The 17,011-nt window shown below is 65.5% G+C and carries 12 protein-coding genes and 3 pseudogenes; 4 read left to right on the top strand and 11 right to left on the bottom strand.

Annotated features, from left to right (window positions below; all coding sequences use genetic code 11):
• Positions 1-44: 44 nt before the first annotated feature.
• The 5 genes and pseudogenes from J1M64_RS11380 to arsB all read right to left on the bottom strand — a co-directional run bounded on the left by J1M64_RS11380 (position 45) and on the right by arsB (position 3,966).
• On the bottom strand, positions 45-674 hold the full coding sequence (locus J1M64_RS11380) for an arsenate reductase ArsC (protein ID WP_206474219.1): 630 nt from the start codon (positions 672-674) through the stop codon (positions 45-47).
• A gap of 12 nt (positions 675-686) precedes the next feature.
• Positions 687-2,021, bottom strand: a pseudogene (locus tag J1M64_RS11375) (FAD-dependent oxidoreductase).
• The gene (locus tag J1M64_RS19895; protein WP_307872435.1) at positions 2,018-2,437 is read right to left on the bottom strand and encodes an arsenate reductase ArsC; all 420 of its coding nucleotides are present in this window, start codon (positions 2,435-2,437) and stop codon (positions 2,018-2,020) included. Before J1M64_RS19895 ends, J1M64_RS11375 begins: the two are co-directional and overlap by 4 nt.
• An 18-nt stretch (positions 2,438-2,455) precedes the next feature.
• A pseudogene (locus tag J1M64_RS19890) lies at positions 2,456-2,842 on the bottom strand (low molecular weight phosphatase family protein); the annotation flags it as partial.
• The gene (gene arsB, locus J1M64_RS11365; RefSeq protein WP_017838563.1) at positions 2,839-3,966 is read right to left on the bottom strand and encodes an ACR3 family arsenite efflux transporter; all 1,128 of its coding nucleotides are present in this window, start codon (positions 3,964-3,966) and stop codon (positions 2,839-2,841) included. The pseudogene J1M64_RS19890 and the gene arsB, both read right to left, overlap by 4 nt.
• Before the next feature lie 88 nt (positions 3,967-4,054).
• Between arsB and J1M64_RS11360 the strand changes: the two genes are divergently transcribed.
• Entirely contained in the window at positions 4,055-4,417 is a 363-nt protein-coding gene (locus tag J1M64_RS11360; RefSeq protein ID WP_238556426.1) for a metalloregulator ArsR/SmtB family transcription factor, read from the top strand.
• 976 nt (positions 4,418-5,393) lie between these two features.
• Here J1M64_RS11360 and J1M64_RS11355 read toward each other — a convergent pair.
• Both J1M64_RS11355 and J1M64_RS11350 read right to left on the bottom strand, forming a co-directional pair.
• Positions 5,394-5,813, bottom strand: a pseudogene (locus J1M64_RS11355) (transposase); the annotation flags it as partial.
• Between the two features lie 367 nt (positions 5,814-6,180).
• Positions 6,181-7,377, bottom strand: a complete 1,197-nt coding sequence (locus tag J1M64_RS11350; RefSeq protein WP_206474217.1) for an FAD/NAD(P)-binding oxidoreductase — start codon at positions 7,375-7,377, stop codon at positions 6,181-6,183.
• Positions 7,378-7,616: 239 nt separating this feature from the next.
• On the opposite strand from J1M64_RS11350, the gene cydC reads away from it, so the two are divergent.
• Positions 7,617-11,021 carry a thiol reductant ABC exporter subunit CydC gene (gene cydC / locus J1M64_RS11345; RefSeq protein WP_206474216.1) on the top strand — a complete coding sequence of 1,135 codons (3,405 nt, stop codon included), beginning with the start codon at positions 7,617-7,619 and terminating at the stop codon, positions 11,019-11,021.
• Positions 11,022-11,054: 33 nt separating this feature from the next.
• Here the strand turns inward: cydC and J1M64_RS11340 are convergent, their stop codons facing one another.
• Together J1M64_RS11340 and J1M64_RS11335 are read right to left on the bottom strand one after the other, a co-directional pair.
• Positions 11,055-11,888, bottom strand: a complete 834-nt coding sequence (locus J1M64_RS11340) for a M56 family metallopeptidase (protein ID WP_206474215.1) — start codon at positions 11,886-11,888, stop codon at positions 11,055-11,057.
• A 14-nt stretch (positions 11,889-11,902) separates the two neighbouring features.
• Complete coding sequence (locus J1M64_RS11335; protein ID WP_070719688.1) at positions 11,903-12,262, bottom strand: BlaI/MecI/CopY family transcriptional regulator; 360 nt, start codon at positions 12,260-12,262, stop codon at positions 11,903-11,905.
• Positions 12,263-12,405: 143 nt separating this feature from the next.
• On the opposite strand from J1M64_RS11335, the gene J1M64_RS11330 reads away from it, so the two are divergent.
• Complete coding sequence (locus J1M64_RS11330; RefSeq protein WP_096907664.1) at positions 12,406-13,986, top strand: cytochrome ubiquinol oxidase subunit I; 1,581 nt, start codon at positions 12,406-12,408, stop codon at positions 13,984-13,986.
• 20 nt (positions 13,987-14,006) lie between these two features.
• Entirely contained in the window at positions 14,007-15,062 is a 1,056-nt protein-coding gene (gene cydB / locus J1M64_RS11325) for a cytochrome d ubiquinol oxidase subunit II (RefSeq protein WP_119192335.1), read from the top strand.
• 254 nt (positions 15,063-15,316) lie between these two features.
• On the opposite strand, the gene J1M64_RS11320 is transcribed toward cydB, so the two are convergent.
• Both J1M64_RS11320 and J1M64_RS11315 read right to left on the bottom strand, forming a co-directional pair.
• On the bottom strand, positions 15,317-15,760 hold the full coding sequence (locus J1M64_RS11320) for a hypothetical protein (protein WP_119192334.1): 444 nt from the start codon (positions 15,758-15,760) through the stop codon (positions 15,317-15,319).
• Positions 15,761-15,995: 235 nt separating this feature from the next.
• A complete protein-coding gene (locus J1M64_RS11315; RefSeq protein WP_082924043.1) occupies positions 15,996-16,784 on the bottom strand; it encodes a recombinase family protein in 789 nt (262 codons plus the stop codon).
• Positions 16,785-17,011: the final 227 nt, after the last annotated feature.

Genomic DNA, 17,011 nt, shown 5'->3' with positions numbered 1-17,011 from the left:
GATCCGATGCCGGACACGACGTGTGACCACCGGGTTGCGGCGGGTCACCTGTGAACCGTGGCCCACCAGGCGCGGACTCGATCGTCGATGTCGTCGACGATCTGGCGGGTGATCTCCGGAGTCTGCTCCGCGGGGTCGACAAGGTCCCAGTCCAGATAGTTCTTGCCCGGATACACCGGGCAGGCATCCCCACACCCCATCGTGATGACGTAGTCGGCAGCCCGCACCACGTCATCAGTCAGTGGCTTCGGGAACGCCCCCGCCATGTCGATTCCGCGCGATGCCAAGGTCTCCACCACGACAGGGTCGACCTCAGAGGCCGGGAGTGAGCCAGCTGACCGGACCTCGACGCCGCTACCGGCGTAGTGCTTGAGCAGGGCCGCGGCAATCTGGGAGCGGCCGGCATTGTGGACACACACGAACAGCACTTGTGGGACGGTCGACTGGATCTTGCCCTGTGACAACGCCAGTGCACGGAGCCTGTCGGAGGCGAAATTTCGGGCGAGCGCCGCGAGGTACCGCTTGATCGTCGCCGTGCGAGCCAGCGCGGTGTAGGACTCGAAAACGTAGCGTTCTATCGTCTCGGCCGAGAAGATGCCCTCGTATGTCCGAGCGAGGTCATCGGCCGTGCGCTGGAGAACGTGGACGTCCAGTTCGGGTGCATCGATGGTCATGGCAGATCCCTTTCAGCAGCAGGAAGAGGTGGTGGCGCCGAGCGAGATCAGCTGCGGGGAGGCCGGTGCGTCGCACGAGCCACCGAGGTCGGTTGAGCAGACTCCGGTCTCGGGCAGGTCGAGGTGCACATCATCGGCGGCGGCCCGGTCACCGGCGAGTGCGGCGGCGATCGAACGAACCTGCTCGTAACCGGTGGCCATGAGGAATGTCGGCGCCCGGCCGTAGCTTTTCATTCCCACGATGTAGAAGCCGGTCTCGGGATGCGCCAGCAGGCTCTCGCCGTGCGGTTCCACGCTTCCGCAGGAGTGGAACTCCGGATCGATCAGCGGCCCGAGCTGATACGGAGCGTCCACGGCCGGATCCAGAGCGAGCCGAAGCTCGGACAGGATGGACAGGCCGGGACGGAATCCCGTGGCCGGAACGAGCAGGTCCACCTCCAGTCGGGAGGGACCCTGTGGGGTGCTGGCGTGCACGGTCAGATTGTCGGTCGTCGGGGTGAACTCGGTGATGGTGAAGGAGGTGTGCACCTCGATCACTCCAGACTCGACGGCTTCGCGCAGGCGGGTGCCGAGCGCTCCTCGGGCCGCCAGTTCATCGCGGTCCTCGCCTCCGTAGACGCTCGACACCTCGGGGGTGCGCACCGCCCAGCTGATCCGCGTTGCAGGATCCTGCTTCGCGAGGTCAACGAGGTCGAGCAGGGTGTTGGCGGCCGAGTGTCCTGCCCCCACGACCAGGACATGACGTCCGGCGAACCGGTCGCGCTCTGACCCGGTCACGGCCGGAAGCGGCGCGGTGATCAGGCCCTTGTCGATCGCCGCGTTCTCACCGGGGGCGGGCAGACCGGAGCGGCCGAGCGGATTGGGCTGGCCTCAGGTTCCGGAGGCGTCGATGACGCCGCGGGCCCGCACCTCGGTCACGGCGCCATCAGCGGCCTGGACTCGGACCAGGAACGGGGTCTGCTCGCGGCCCGCCGAGCGGGTCTTGTCGATTCCTTCCCTGGAAACCGCCACCACGCGGGCGCCGGTACGGATGACATCGCTACCCAGGAGCTTGGCGAGCGGGGCCAGGTATTTCTCGATCAGCTCGTGCCCCGTGGGCAGAGCGTCCGGGTCGGGCTCGGTCCAGCCGGTGGGCTCGAGTAGGCGTCGGGCGGCGGCGTCGATGTCGTACTGCCAGGGCGAGAACAGGCGGGTGTGCCCCCACTGCTCGATAGCGGCGCCGATGGTGGCGCCGGCCTCGAGCACTAACGGCGTCAGACCCCGTTCCCGCAGGTGCGCGGCCGTGGCCAGCCCCACCGGCCCGGCGCCGATGACTACTACCGGAAGTTCGTTGAGTGTCGTGCTCACTGGGCGTTCTCCTTCGGTGCCAGTTCGGCGATCAGGTGGGTGATGCGCCGTTTGATGTCGTCGCGGATCGGGCGGACAGCATCCTTGCCCTGACCGGCTGGATCGGCCAGTTCCCAGTCCTCGTACCGCTTTCCCGGGAAGACCGGGCAGGTGTCTCCGCAGCCCATCGTGATGACCACGTCGGCGGCCTTGACCGCGTCGGTGGTCAGCACCTTCGGTGTGGCGGTGGTGATGTCGATGCCTTCTTCTGCCATCACCTCCACCGCGACGGGATTGAGCTGCTCGGCTGGCTGCGAACCGGCGGAGAGGACCTCGATCCGGTCCCCCGCCAGATGCGAGAGGTAGCCGGCGGCCATCTGGGAACGCCCGGCATTGTGGACACAGACGAACAACACGCATGGCTTGCCATTGGTGATCTCTGCGAGCAGATCGCGTACTCGGTGGTCGATGTCGTCGCGGACCAACCGCATCCGCTCCATCCCCTCGATTCCGCGGGCGGAGGGCTCGTCGGTGTTCCACACCTCGATCGTGCCCGCCATCCCGTCGACCGGTTCGACCTGGGCTTCCTCTCCCAGAACGATCACCCGGTCCACCCGCCGGAGCAGGTCGGGATCGATGGCCGTGGGTGTCTGGTCGGACATGTCGGCGCTGAGCTCGGCGACCGCTTCCGCGGCTAGGGCGTTGACCGCGGAACCGGGCCGGGTGCCCGCGGAGTGGACCTCGATCGCCTCCCCGGTGTGCAGGCGCATGAGCGCTGCTGCCATCTGGGACTTGCCGCCGTTCTTGACGCACACGAACAAGACGCTGGGAGTGTTGGTCATGGCCGGGCTCCTTCGGTGTTGCGGGCCGGGTCCGTGCGAGATGGCGGGAGGGTTGGGTCTCCCGGGAACAGTTTCGGTCCGGCCCAGAGCGCGACGTAGACGAGCCCGATCAGAACAGGAACCTCGATCAGCGGGCCGACCACACCCGCCAGGGCCTGGCCCGAGGCGATACCGAAGGTGCCGATCGACACTGCGATCGCGAGTTCGAAGTTGTTGCCCGAGGCGGTGAAGGCGACGCTGGTCGACTTGGCGTAGTTCAGCCCCACCGCCTTGGAGACGAACCAGCTGAAGAAGAACATCAGGACGAAGTACAGCAGTAGCGGCGCGGCCATCCGGGCCACGTCCAGCGGCTGCGAGGTTATCGCCTCGCCCTGCATGGCGAACAGCAACACGATGGTGAACAGCAACCCGTACAGGGCCCACGGGCCGATCCGGGGGAGGAAGGTCTCCTCGTACCAGTGCCGTCCTTTCGCCCTCTCCCCCAGCACTCGGGTGAGGAAACCGGCCAGCAGGGGGATGCCGAGGAAGACCAGCACGGAGATCACGATGGACCACACGGAGAACTGCGCTGAGGTGGTCTCCAGTCCGAGCCAGGAGGGGAGCAGCTGTAGGTAGAACCAGCCCAGGGCGCCGAACGCCACGACCTGGAACACCGAGTTGATCGCCACCAGTACCGCGGCGGCCTCCCGGTCCCCGCACGCCAGGTCGTTCCAGATGAACACCATCGCGATGCACCGGGCGAGTCCCACGATGATCAACCCGGTACGAAACTCGGGAAGATCCGGCAGGAAGATCCACGCCAACGCGAACATGAATGCCGGCCCGAGGATCCAGTTCAGGATCAACGATAGCGTGAGGAGTTTGCGGTCGCCGGTCACCCTGTGGGTCTCGTCGTAGCGCACCTTCGCCAGGACGGGATACATCATCACCAGCAGGCCGATCGCGATCGGCACCGAGATGCCGCCGATCTTCACCGAGTCCAATGCGGCATCCAGGCCTGGGACGAAGCGCCCGAGCAGCAGGCCGGCGGCCATGGCCACGAGGATCCATGCGGCCAAGTAGCGGTCGAGAAACGACATCTTCTTGGCGACCGGCGCAACAGCCCGGGCTGTGGTGGTGCTCATTGGCACGAAACTCCCTCATATCGATGAACGTCTATGCTGGAGGCTATGCTCACATATCGGCATGTGTCAATGTATTGTTCAAGGTGAGGTGATCGAGGAAATGACTTCAGCAAACGACGTCCTTCCGACTCGGACGCAGAACGAGTGCTGCCCCCTGTCATCAGCTCCGATCACCGCCGAGACCGCAGATCAGATGGCGCGCACGCTCAAAGCACTGGCGGACCCGACACGCCTGCGACTGCTGTCCCACATCGCCGCGCAAGGCTGCGAGTCGGTGTGCGCGTGCGACTTACTCGACGTGGTCGACATCAGCCAGCCCACGATCAGCCACCACCTCAAGAAACTCGTCGACGCAGGACTCTTGACCCGAGACCAGCGCGGCAAGTGGGCACACTACTCAGTCGTGCACGAGACGTTCGTCGACCTACGCCGCTTCCTAGACTTGGCCTGAGGCCACCCGGAGCGGTAGCCGTTTCACCAGTAGGCAATCCGGCCGGAGTCGCTACGCGGACCACGCAGCTGCAGCCCGCGAAAGTGAGTCGCTGCCAGAATGCAGGTGGCTGGATGCCTACCCATCTATGGCACGTACACCACGGCCGGTAACCAGGTCTTATGTAAAGTTGTAGTTTGCGTATAGCGTCAGATGAATCATCCCTGCATGAGCGTCTCTCCTGTGTAGTTCTGCGATCTCCGGCCGGGCCTGCGGAATCAGCGACTGCTGTGCGCGATCGGCGTCGGGCCGCGGTGTAGAAGAGCGCCACCGAGTCGTGCAACGTCGAGGTACCACTCGGCGCGAAACGATGCCGCCGAGCCCCTCCTATGCGGCGCCAGACCCGTAGCAATGCGGGAACTTTGGTCTCTGGGCGATATCGATTGTGACTCGAACCAACATTGTTACGACCGTTCACCAGCGGTGATACTCCTGGGGCGGATGGGAACACGAAAGTTCAATGTGAGCGGCGTCACATCGGAGTTTGATTCTCCCCGTACAGTTTTCCGCCCCTCAGGAGGTCTCGCATGAGATCGCGACCAAGAAGTCCCCGCTTGCTGCGGCTCGTCGCAACAGCGGCCACAGCCACCATGGTGATCGCGGCCCCAACCCTGGTGGCAGGGGCTCAACCAGCCACCACCGCCCGCAGTGAGGCACCGGCAACGACGTCACCACCGGTGCCGACTGCACCGTCCACGAATCCGAGCCCCTCCTCCCCCGCCGCAGGCCCTCCGTCTCAGGACACGCCACCCGAGCAGCGCCGAGACCAGGCAACCCCCTCACCGAGGTTCCACACAACGGCCTGCGCAGCCTTCTGGAACCCGAACTTCGGTCGCAACTTCACCGTCTGCGGCCGCATCCTGGACAAGTACCACCAGCTCGGTGGCGGTCAAGCCCCTGGAAGTGGTGTAACTGAATGGTGATCCTTCGTGGGTGGTCAGGCGGGTAGTTGCATCAGGTCATCGGTGCTCACCTCCGTCGGCGAGCTGGTGGCGGGGTCGGTGGTCAGGGTGAGTCGGCAGCGGCTGAGGACTTCGAGACCGAGGTAGCGGCGGCCTTCGGCCCATTCGTCGGTCTGCTCGGCCAGGACGGCGCCGATGAGGCGAACGATGGCATCCCGGTTCGGGAAGATCCCGACCACGTCGGTGCGGCGTCGGATCTCCCGGTTGAGCCGCTCGGTGGGGTTGTTGGACCAGATCTGCCGCCACACATCGTCGGGGAACGCGATAAACGCCAGCAGGTCCTCGCGGGCATCGCCGAGGTGGTCAGCAACCTCGGGCAGTCTGCCTTCGGTGTAGTCCAAGAGCCGGTCGAACTGGGCATTGACAGCCTCGGCGGTGGGCTGGTCGTATCGGCTTCCCGGTCTCCTCGACGATCCGGACCGCTCCCTCACGGAACTCCCGGTCGTACTTCTGGCGCTTCTCTGGCATCGCTTCCCCTTATAGCTGATCCCTCTACGGATCCGGGGGAACCTCACCCATTGCACTAACCGACCACCAGGGAGATCAACTGACCGCGCACAGGGAGATCCCAATGTCCCTTGACAGAAGCCTCGAGCGATGGCGCGTTTGACGATCCTCTACTGCGACGCACCTAGGCACGGGCCGATCAACGCTCCACCTCTGTCAGTGCATCGCGCAAATGTGTCGCACCAGTGAATCGCGAGAAGCGCGAGCTGAATCCCATAATCTCTTCGGCCGCGAGTGCACCAACCACCGGCTCGGCTATGCGCGGCCCTTGAGGATGAGGTTCCAATACATAGTGGGCAGCCCGTAGCGCTTGAGGTACCACATATCTCTCCGCTCACGCGTGGTGTCGATAATCGGAATACTGGGGACCGGGTCCATGGTGTAGTCGAACTCTGCCAGAAGCATCTTGTTTCGTGCAGTGGTGAGTGGACATGAGGAGTAGCCCCCGTATCGTGCGGCAACCGGGGAGCCTTTCATGGCAGCGAGAAGGTTCTTAGCCACCACCGGGGCCTGCTTGCGGATCGCGGCGCCAGTCTTAGAATTTGGGGAAGACTCGGCGTCCCCCAATGCAAAGACATTGGGGTAACGCGTGTGCTGAAGCGTGTTCTTATCGACCTCGACGTACCCGCCGGGATCCTCAGGGTCCGCGAGCTTCGTGGCTTTGAGCCAATCTGGCGCCGACTGGGGAGGCACCATATGTAGCATCGTGTAGTGGAGATCCTCTTGGGTCTCAGCAGAATTATCCGCGATGGTCGCCGTATTCGTCTCAGGATCTACCGAGACCATCTCACTGTTCTTGCGGACTTCGATCCCATAGTCGGCGACTACGCGCTCAAGCTCCTCGGCGAACACTGGTACCCCAAACATTCCTGGAGTTGGAAGGACCAACACGACCCGGATGTCGTCAAGTACCCCCGTCTTCCGCCAATAATCAGCCGCAAGGTACGCAATCTTCTGAGGGGCCCCTGCGCACTTGATGGGGCCAGAAGGTTGGGTGAATATAGCCGTCCCAGACCGGGTGGACTTGATCAGATCCCAGGTCTTCGGGGCGAGATCGTAGACGTAGTTGCTCGACGCAGACGGCGACGAGACAGCCTCGGCCATACCGGGCACCTTATTCCAATCAAGCTGAATACCTGGGCAGACGACTAGGTAGTCATAGGTAACCCTACCTCCGGATCCTAATAGCACTGTTTGTGCCTCCGGATCAATATCGACGGCTGCGTCTTTGATCCACGCAACACCCTGAGGGATCACGGAGGACTCCGAGCGTTTAGATTCCTCCTGTGGAGCACATCCACCGCCGACCAGGGTCCACAATGGCTGGTAGTAGTGAGTATCGCTGGGCTCGATGAGACCGACGTCCTCCTGTCCCGCGTGGCGCAGTCGGGCGGCCAGGCTGATTCCCGCGTTGCCTCCACCGATGATCAGAATTGCATGGTGAGTGCTCATGTTGGAAGCCTTTCGTAGCAGCTGTGGCAGTTCTGCCACCCCGCAATGTACCCCCCAGGGTATATAAGTACAGCGGATGGAGGGTCTCCCTTTAGGATCCACTGCTCGGCCTTGGCGTCGATGCCATCGATGACCCGGTGTTCGCCGACCTGGTCCCAGCGCGTACTTCTACGGAATGTAGAATTACACGGCGGAGTCGATGATCAATTGCGGTGAACCCCCTGTGAGGACGTGTGTGGATGGTGATGCGCAGGTCGACCACGCGGCCCGCCCAGGGGATCGATCCCTGGATGCTCGAGGCCGAGCGGACTGTGCAGCGGATTTCCACGCGCCCGGACCTCGGGCCCGCACCGAGATCCTCCCTCGTGGCGCTGGGGCTGTTGGCAGCCCTGCGGGCACTGGGCCTGGTGCTGGTGGCGGAGGCTGTCGCGCGAGGGATCGCGGGACTGGCGGTCGGCACCCTCTCGACCGGGTCGGTGCGGGCGATCCTGGTACTCGGTATGAGTGGTGTGCTGCTGCGGGCCGCTGCCGAATGGGCGACCGAGACGAGTGCACGCAGGGTCGCCATCGCCGTCAAGCAGAACCTGCGGGGTCGGCTGTGGCGCCACATGGTGCAAGCGCACGATCCCCGGGGCGGGACCGCGGTGCTCGCCACGGATGGCTTAGACGATCTGGACGAGTACTACCTGCAATCCGTGCCGGCCATAGTCGCGGCGATCGTGGTGCCCCCGCTACTGCTGGTACGCATCCTCGCCGCCGACTGGGTCAGTGCACTGGCGATTGTAGTGACGATCCCGCTGGTGCCACTGTTCATGGTCCTGATCGGCCGCCACACCGGTCAACGCACAGATGCGGCGTTGCGTGCTCTGGCCAGGCTGTCTGACCATCTGGCCGAACTGGCCCGCGGACTGCCAGTGCTGGTCGGGCTCGGCCGCGTCGAGGAGCAGACGGACTCGCTGGACACCATCCAGCGGATTTACGGGCGCCGCACGCAGGAGACGCTGAGGTGGGCGTTCCTGTCCGCCCTGGCACTTGAGCTCATCGCGACGATCTCTGTGGCGGTAGTAGCGGTCTTCTTGGGTCTCCGCTTGCTTGGCGGGTCGATGGACCTACAGCCCGCACTGCTCGCGCTGCTGCTCGCGCCAGAGTGCTTTACCGTGTTTCGCCGGGTCGGGGTGGCATTCCATGCGTCACAGGATGGCCTCGCGGCTCTGCACCGAGTGCGCGAACATCTCGAGGTAGCACCCGGGACTGACCTGCGAGAAGCCCACGGGGCCACGGTCCGCGTCGCAGGGCTCGAGGTTCGCTATTCCGGTCGCGGGGCCGCGGCATTGACTGGTCTCGACGCAGAGCTGAGCGGCATTGTCGCCGTGACCGGGGCCAGTGGAGCCGGTAAGTCCACGTTCCTCTCGGCGCTGGTCGGGGCGCTGCCGGTCGATGCGATAGTGCATGGTCGAGTCACTGGAATCGAGGCTGACCTCGTGGGGTGGTCACCCCAGTCGCCGCGAGTATTCGGTGCCACCCCACGGGCGGAACTCGCGTTGTATGGCGCGGATCCCGCGGCCGCTCTGGCCGAGGTCGGACTATCCCGGGTCGCCGAGTCGGCTGCCGCCGAACTCAGCCCGGGGGAACTCCGACGCCTGTCTGTGGCGCGCGCACTGGCCCGCGTGGACGCCGGCGCCCGCCTGCTGGTGCTCGACGAGCCGACTGCCCACCTTGACCACCATGCCGCTGAGCTGGTCAGGGACGCGATCGTGCGCCGGGCCGAGCATGCCACGATCGTGCTGGCGAGCCACGAACCGATGACACTTGATCTCGCCACGAGCACTATTCGGATCTCTGGGCAGGCCGGCCGCGCAGACGATGACGCATCCGCGCTCACCGAGGCCGCTCGGGACGGTGATCTCGGCGCCTCCCCGGTCCCCGCTGTGGACGGGAATGCCGATCAGGGTCGTTACGGGCGGGGACCAGAACAGGGAGTCTGCGCGGGGGCGGACGAGCAGGTGTCGGACGAGACAGGCGGCGCCCAGCGTCTGTCACTCGGTGCGCTGATTGGTGCCCACGGCAGGCTCTGGGCGGGGGCGGTAGGCATCTCGGTGCTCGCCACCTCGCTGGGCTTGGCGCTCACCGCGCTGTCGGGATGGTTGATCGTCCGATCGAGCGTCGAGGAGTACATCATGTATCTCCTGGTGGCGATCGTCGGAGTTCGAGCGTTTGGGATCGGACGCTCGGTGGCCACATACGCCGAACAATTACTCACCCATCACGCCGCCTTTCGAACCATCGATGACCTTCGGCTGCGGCTCTGGCGAGCGATCGCAGCACGAGGAACCGGATCCCGGCGGCTGCTCGAGGGTGGGGCGCCCCTGGACTACCTCGTGACCCAGGCCGATGAACTGCGGGACCAACTCCCCAGAGTCGTTACGCCCGTGATCTCCGGAGTCGCCGTACTGCTGGGAGCCACACTCACCACCTGGTTGGTCACCCCCGAGTTCACTGTGCAGGTGGGGGTGAGCCTGAGCGCGACCATGGCCCTCGGCGCGGTCCTAGTGGCAACGGTCGAACGTGGGGGCGATGTGGCCAGGGTTGCTGGTCGGTCCCACCTGATACGGGGGTCGGCCTCATTGAACGCGGCAGCGGCGGACCTACGCGGTAATGGAGTGGCAGCGGCGGCGGTCGACCAACTCGACGAGCTGAACCGGAAACAGGCCGCCGCCGAACGGCGCGCCACCCGCGGCACAGGGCTCGGAACGGCGGCGGTGACAGCAGGCACGGGCCTCCTAGCGGTGCTCGTGGCAGTGTCCGATCCGTCGGTGGGTGCAGAACGAGCCAGTGTGATTGCCCTCCTGTGCCTGGCGCTGGGTGAGTCTCTCGCCGCGTGGGTCTCGGCAGTGCACCGAGTGCCGTCCGTGCGATCACTGCTGCAGAGCCTCGGCTCCGTACTGGGCCCCTTCCCGCAGACCGCATGGGGCGTTGGCGCGCCGAACGGCCCCGTGAATTCGGTGACGCTGGAGAAGGTTACTGCTCGGTATCCGCACACTGCGCGACCGGCCGTGGCGGAGGTGGATGCTGTCGCGCGCACGGGGTGCTGGTTGTTCCTCGACGGGCCGTCCGGATCGGGTAAGTCCACGCTGCTATCCGCCGTGATGGGGGCACTGCCCCTCAGTGGCGGCACGATCTGGGCCGAGACCTCTCCGATCACGACGTTCGCCGAAAAGGAATGGCGATCCCGCGTGGCCTGGTGCCCGCAGGACGCCTACGTCTTTGACTCCACCCTGCGCGGCAATCTCCTCCTATCCAGGCCGGCCGCCCAGGCCCCCGATGACGCCGCACTGCGGCGGGTTCTCGAGCGGGTCGGTTTGACCGTTCTGCTCGACGCGCTCCCCGACGGTCTGGACACCCGGGTCGGGGCCGGCGGTCGGGCCCTATCAGGAGGGGAGCGTCAACGATTGGCGGTGGCACGGGCACTGCTCACGCGCGCCGACGTTCTCCTGCTCGACGAGCCGACTGCGCACCTAGACGCGCCGACAGCCGACGCCATGATGGAAGATCTCCGTACCGCCGCCCACGACAAGGTGGTGATCCTGGTTTCACACCGCCACAACGACCGGCGGCCCGAGGACCAGGTGGTCCGACTCAGCTGAACGAGCCGGAGCGAGCCGTCAGATCCGCATCGTTCACTCATGGCCGGGGGCCGGGGCACCGAGACGGCGGAGTCGATCGCTCATGCGGCCGCCGCGGCAGGAGGCCTGGTGGCCGCAGCCGCGCTCGTTCCTGCTGCTCCCGCTGCGGTCGTCGTCGCCGACGCTGTCGGTCTCACCGCTACCGTCGGCGGCACCGACCCGCAGGATCGCGCGGGCCACCACCTCGTCGCGTACTTCGCGGCGAGCTTGGTCGTCGGCCAACATCTCCACCATCGCGGCGACCTCCGTCTCCGCGAGGACCGCTGTGGGCAGCCCCGGTAACGCTGACCGCCAGGCCCGGAATGCCAATTGCAGGATGTCGTGCCGCTGCTCCACGTGCGCGCGTTCGTGGGCAATCACGGCCTCGAGCTCATCTGGATCCAGGTTGTCGAGCAGCCCCTGGGAGAGCACCGTGACAGAACCGGCGCCACGGGGGATGCAATATGCCACCGGTGCGGCCTCATCGATAACCCGCGTTCGCGCGCGGGTCGGATGGGGCGCCGTGAGTAGTTGGAGCAGCGTCAGATGTCGGCGCCGTTGCCGCGTGACCTGGACGACGGTCGCACCGAGGTGAGCGAGAAGATAACAGCCCAGCAGGATCGCAGGGATCACCGCGGCCAGGGGATGCTCCGGCGCGACCGCGCGGCCGATCAGCGCGAGTGCCCCGATCATCGAGACCCCGCCGGCCAGGCCGATGGCCTGCCAGAGAAGGAGCGCGCGGGCCGGGGCGTGCATCGGCCAGCGCGCGCGAGCCAACAGAACCGGCACCGGCCAGGCCAGGGCCAGGGCGACCCCGGCCAACAGGAGCCCCACGGCGCCGGTGGACATCGCCGACTGGGGGATCAGCCGTTTCCCTTCAGTAGGGTGCGCAACGCCGCCGCCTCATCGTTGGAGACCCCGCCGACGAACCGTGCAAGTACCGCGTGCCGGTCCCGGGAGTCACCCAGGACTTCGTGCATGAGTTCCGCGGTGTACTCCTCCCGCGAGGCCACAGCGCGGTAGCGGTGGGGGCGCGCGGTGCGATCCGAGACGACCAGACCTTTGCGTGCAAGGCGGCTCAAGACCGTGAGCAGGGTGGTCACGGCGGGTGGGCGCTCCCGGGAGCTGTCGAGCACGCCCTTGACGTCGTACGCCGTCACCGGCCCACTGTGGTCCCAGATTACGTCCATAACGGCACGCTCCAACTCGCCCAGGGTCGCCACGGTGATCCTCTCCTCCTGCTTTGTAGCCGGATTCTATCAGTGGCGAAAGAAATTCGACTCTCGGTAGAAATATTTCTACGCTATGTAGAATGCCGATGGCGGGTGAACACGACACCCGATCCGGTGAAAGGGGTTGGCGTCCTATGGACGTTGTCGAGATCGCACGCTGGCAGTTCGGCATCACGACCGTCTACCACTTCCTCATGGTCCCGCTCACTATCGGACTCGGGGCGATGGTTGCCGTGATGCACACCGCCTGGGTGCGCAGCGGCCAGGAGAAATTTCTCCGGATGACCAAATTCTGGGGAAAGCTCTACCTCATCAACTTCATCCTCGGCGTGGCCACGGGCCTGGTCCAGGAGTTCCAGTTCGGAATGGCCTGGAGCGAGTACTCCCGGTTCGTCGGGGACGTGTTCGGTGCCCCGCTCGCGCTCGAGGGTCTGCTCGCCTTCTTCCTCGAATCGACCTTCCTCGGTATCTGGATCTTCGGCTGGGGCAGGCTGCGCAAGGGCGTGCACCTCGCGGCCCTGTGGTGCGCGGTGATCGGATCCTGGGTCTCGGCGTACTTCATCATCGTCGCCAACTCGTGGATGCAGCACCCCGTGGGCGTCGAGCTCGGCGAGGACGGCCGGCCGGTCATGACTGACGTGTGGGCCGTGCTCACCAACAACACCGCACTGGCAGCGTTCACCCACGCCGTCTTTGGTGCGCTCGTGGTGGGAGGGATGTTCCTGCTCGGGATCGCCTGGTACCACCTGTGGCGCCGCCGGCATGACGGGATCGACACCGTCGACGAGCGCGGGCACGTGATCGTGGGGCAGGCCCAGGACATACCAGGACGCGACCGCACCGACCACGGCGTCTGGATCTGGTCCCTGCGATTCGGCGCGATAGTCGCCATGGTGGGGTTCCTCGGCACAGTCGTCACCGGCGACATCCAGGGCAAACTCATGTACGAGCAGCAGCCCATGAAGATGGCTGCCGCCGAGGCCGCCTGCCACTCCGGCTCCTCCTTCTCGGTGCTCTCGCTGGGCAACCCGGGATCCACGGACTGCCGCGACGTCACCACTCTCATCGAGGTCCCCGGCGTTCTCGGCTTCCTCGCCACCGGGGAGTGGGGCGTCGACATGCCGGGTATTCGCGACCTCGAACCCGAGTACGTGGACCGTTACGGCGAGACGATTCCGGACGACGCCCTGTACGGCGACCGGGCGGGCGCGCAGATCGAGTACGTCCCCGTCATGTGGGTGACCTACTGGGGCTTTCGCCTCATGATCGGCCTCGGCGGGATAGTCGCCGCCGCCGGAGCGGTTGCCCTGTGGCTCACCCGGCGCGGCACCGTCCCCGGATCCCGCGGGCTCATGCGACTCGCGCTCGCCGGAATCCTCGCACCGTTCGCCGCGAACATCGCCGGATGGATCTTCACCGAGATGGGCCGACAGCCGTTCGTCGTGGCCCCGAACCCCGCCGTGACCGGAGCCGACTCCGTGTACATGTACACCCAGGCCGCCGTATCTCCCGGTGTGACCGCCGGGGAGCTGCTGTTCTCCCTCATCTCCCTGGGCTCCGTCTACGGGGTTCTGCTGGTCGTCGAGGTGTACCTGCTGGTGCGGTATACGCGCGGTGGAGTCGCCAGTGCGATGCCCGAACTCGTTGGTCAGGACGACGACGACGTCGACGACCCGGACGGCGAGCACGACGACGTGCTGTCGTTTGCCTACTGACCACGAGACGAGGAACAACCATGGAACCCCTTGCAATCATCTGGTTTGTCGCCATCGCCCTCCTGTGGACCGGGTACCTCCTGCTCGAGGGATTCGATCTGGGCGTGGGCATGCACATGATCTTCTCGACCCGCAGCGAACGCGACCGCCGCGTCATGCTCAACACCATCGGCCCCGTCTGGGACGGCAACGAGGTGTGGCTCATCACCGCCGTCGCTGCCCTCTTCGCCGCGTTCTCGCCCTGGTACGCCGCGCTACTGTCCGCCCTCTACGTGCCGCTGACCCTCGCGTTGCTCGGACTCATCGTGCGGGCCGTCGGTATCGAGTACCGGGGCAAGGTCGGCACAAGGGTCTGGGCGACGTTCTGGACGTACATGATCGGCCTCGGTTCCGCGGCCGTCGCGTTCTTCATCGGCGCGCTGCTCGCGCTCACCTCGATCGGACTGCCTATCGACGGCAACGGCGACCGCGTCGGCGGTCCCTTTGCCTGGCTCTCGTGGCCCGCCCTCGTCGGTGGCCTCGCCGTGGTGGGATTTGCCCTGGCCCACTCCGCCACGTTCCTGGCGCTCAAGGCCGACGGCCCAGTGCGGCGGCGCGCATCCGGTTTCGCCGTCCGGTGGGCTCCCCTCTGCCTGCTGCCGCTGCTCGTCTGGATTGCGATGGTGCAATTCGAGCACGGTGCCGGACCGGCGGGGTGGACGGTCGCCCTTCTCGCCGTGGTCTCCGGTGGCGTCGGATGGGCTCAGGCACGCGCGGGCCGGGAAGGGCTCGCGTTTACCGGCTATGCCGGCACCGGCCTGTTCGGGCTGGCCGCGATCTTCCTGGCCATGTTCCCGGTTCTGCTGCCGTCCACAATCGACAGTGCCTTCGACATCACGGTGCAGTCCGCGGCGCACAGTACGTATACCCTCGGCGTGTTGACCGCCATCACGGTCGTGGCGCTGCCCGTGATCCTCTGTTACCAGGCATGGAGCTACTGGGTGTTCCGGCACCGCGTCACACCCGGGATGATCCCCGAGCCACACGTGGTTCTGCCGGCGATTCTGCGGGCCGAAGACGCCGGGCGCCAGGTGTAACCACCCATCAGCCGACTGCGACCAACCTGATGGCCGGGTCCGTCGTAGACGGCAGGACCGCCTCGGCAGACTGGCCCCCATTGAATTCGAGACCATCATGACCGACGAGGCCCTTCAGACCGCGTGACTAACCCTGTCACCTAACCGTGCATCAGCTCCCGGCGCTCGGTGGCGGGTTTCTGCCAGTACTGGCTGGCGGTCCGGTGTCGTGCTGCAGTGCCTACCGCGAGCAAGATTCGCGGGAGGCGCTATTGCTACGACTGCGGGAGGTCGCGGGTCAGCGGGACTACTTCCCACTGGGTGTCGCTTCGCACCTCCTCGACCAGATCCGGCCTAGTCGAGTAGACCTCGATCCATCCTGTCTCGGGTTGAATCTCGAGGAACAGTGTCTCGTCGTCGGACCACAAGAAGGATGGTTCGGGGTGGAGGAACGGGTCCATGAGAGCCGCCGTGGAAGCTGATACCAGCTGGTAGTCGTAGGAGCTGCCATAGTCGCCGTCATCGACGATTGTGATAGTGCGTGCGGCGTCGGATGTTCCGATTGGATCGCCGTTCACTGTCCAGATCGCGGCTTTCCACTGCAGGACAGACGCGGTGCTGCAGTAGCGCTGCGCGATCTCGATGGCAGGGCCAGCGCTACACCCGACCAGGCGATCCACACCTATCGCCAGCTCCGGGGTGTTGGCGCTGTCGATCATCGATGTCAATCCACGGCGGGGCGGATACTGCGCACCTACACGCTCAGCGACCTCATGCCATGAGCTCCACCCGGCCACGTCGCGGCCCGTATGGAGCGTGATCGGACACAGGATCCGCACCCCGTAGGGAAAGAGATCTCGGACAGCACCCACGGTCCCGGTCTCGAGCAACGCTGCGATGCGGCCCTTGCCGCACACTGGCGACCACCCATCCATGTCGCTTCCCCTTCCTCGTCTACGTCGTATGTCGTTGGAGGGCGCGGTACAACGTTGACCGTCCGACTTCCAGATCGCGGGCGATCGCTGATGGCCCCTCCCCTGCCTCGATGCGGGCGCGGGCCTTGTCGATCTGCTCGTCAGTCAGGACGCGTTTGCGTCCCTTGTACTTGCCCTTCGCCTTGGCGATGGCGATGCCCTCGGCCTGGCGTTCACGGATGATGGCCCGCTCGAACTCGGCGAACGCACCGAGCAGCGAGAGCATCAGGTCTGCTCGAGGATCCTGGGCGCCGGCGGCGTAGGTGGCCCGCTCGTGGACGAACTCCACACTGGCGCCCTTGGCGGTGATCTCGCCGACGATCTGCTTGAGATCAACCAGAGAACGGGCGAGCCGGTCCATCGACGCAACAACCAGCTCGTCACCGTCCCGGAGATACCTGATGCACTCTTCTAGCTTCACGCGATCGGCACGCGAGCGAGCGGACTGTTTCTCGACGTAGACCCGGTCGCACTCCCCCACCGCTTCGAGCTGACGCGCCTCGTTCTGATCGGCCGCCGACACCCGCACGTACGCCACTCGCTGCCCACGAGGACGCGAGGCCCGGCGAGCCGGCTTCGGATCCGGCTTTGGCTTTCGTTTCGGGTTCTGCTCGATGATGTTCTCCGAGTCCGTCGACTCCACCCGAAAGCTCCAGCCCAACTCGTCCCGGCGCCGGAACCGAGTCCGCTCTTTCCCGCGGCTGACGATGAGCACCTCCTCGCCACCGTCACCCGAACGGTTCAAGAGCGTCCCGATCCGATCGGCCATCGAAGAGACCCTTTCGCCCGGAATCTGTATCAGTAGATATTAGACCCGATGGGAAGGTGTTTCATAAATGTCGAACTGGACCCTGTGACACAGCAGCAATTGTGGCTTTCGCCGTTATATGGCGGGGTTCTGTCGACGCTCTGTGGCGGCATCTGCTCATGGCGATACACGCGAGCACCGGTCTGGTCACAGATAGCGGCAGACGGTCGTGGTGTCGCATTTGGTGG

It is taken from the genome of Dietzia sp. KRD202 (assembly GCF_017168155.1).
GTDB lineage: Bacteria > Actinomycetota > Actinomycetes > Mycobacteriales > Mycobacteriaceae > Dietzia > Dietzia kunjamensis.
Note: the sequence above shows the minus strand (reverse complement) of the source record. Positions and strands in the feature narration are given on the sequence as shown.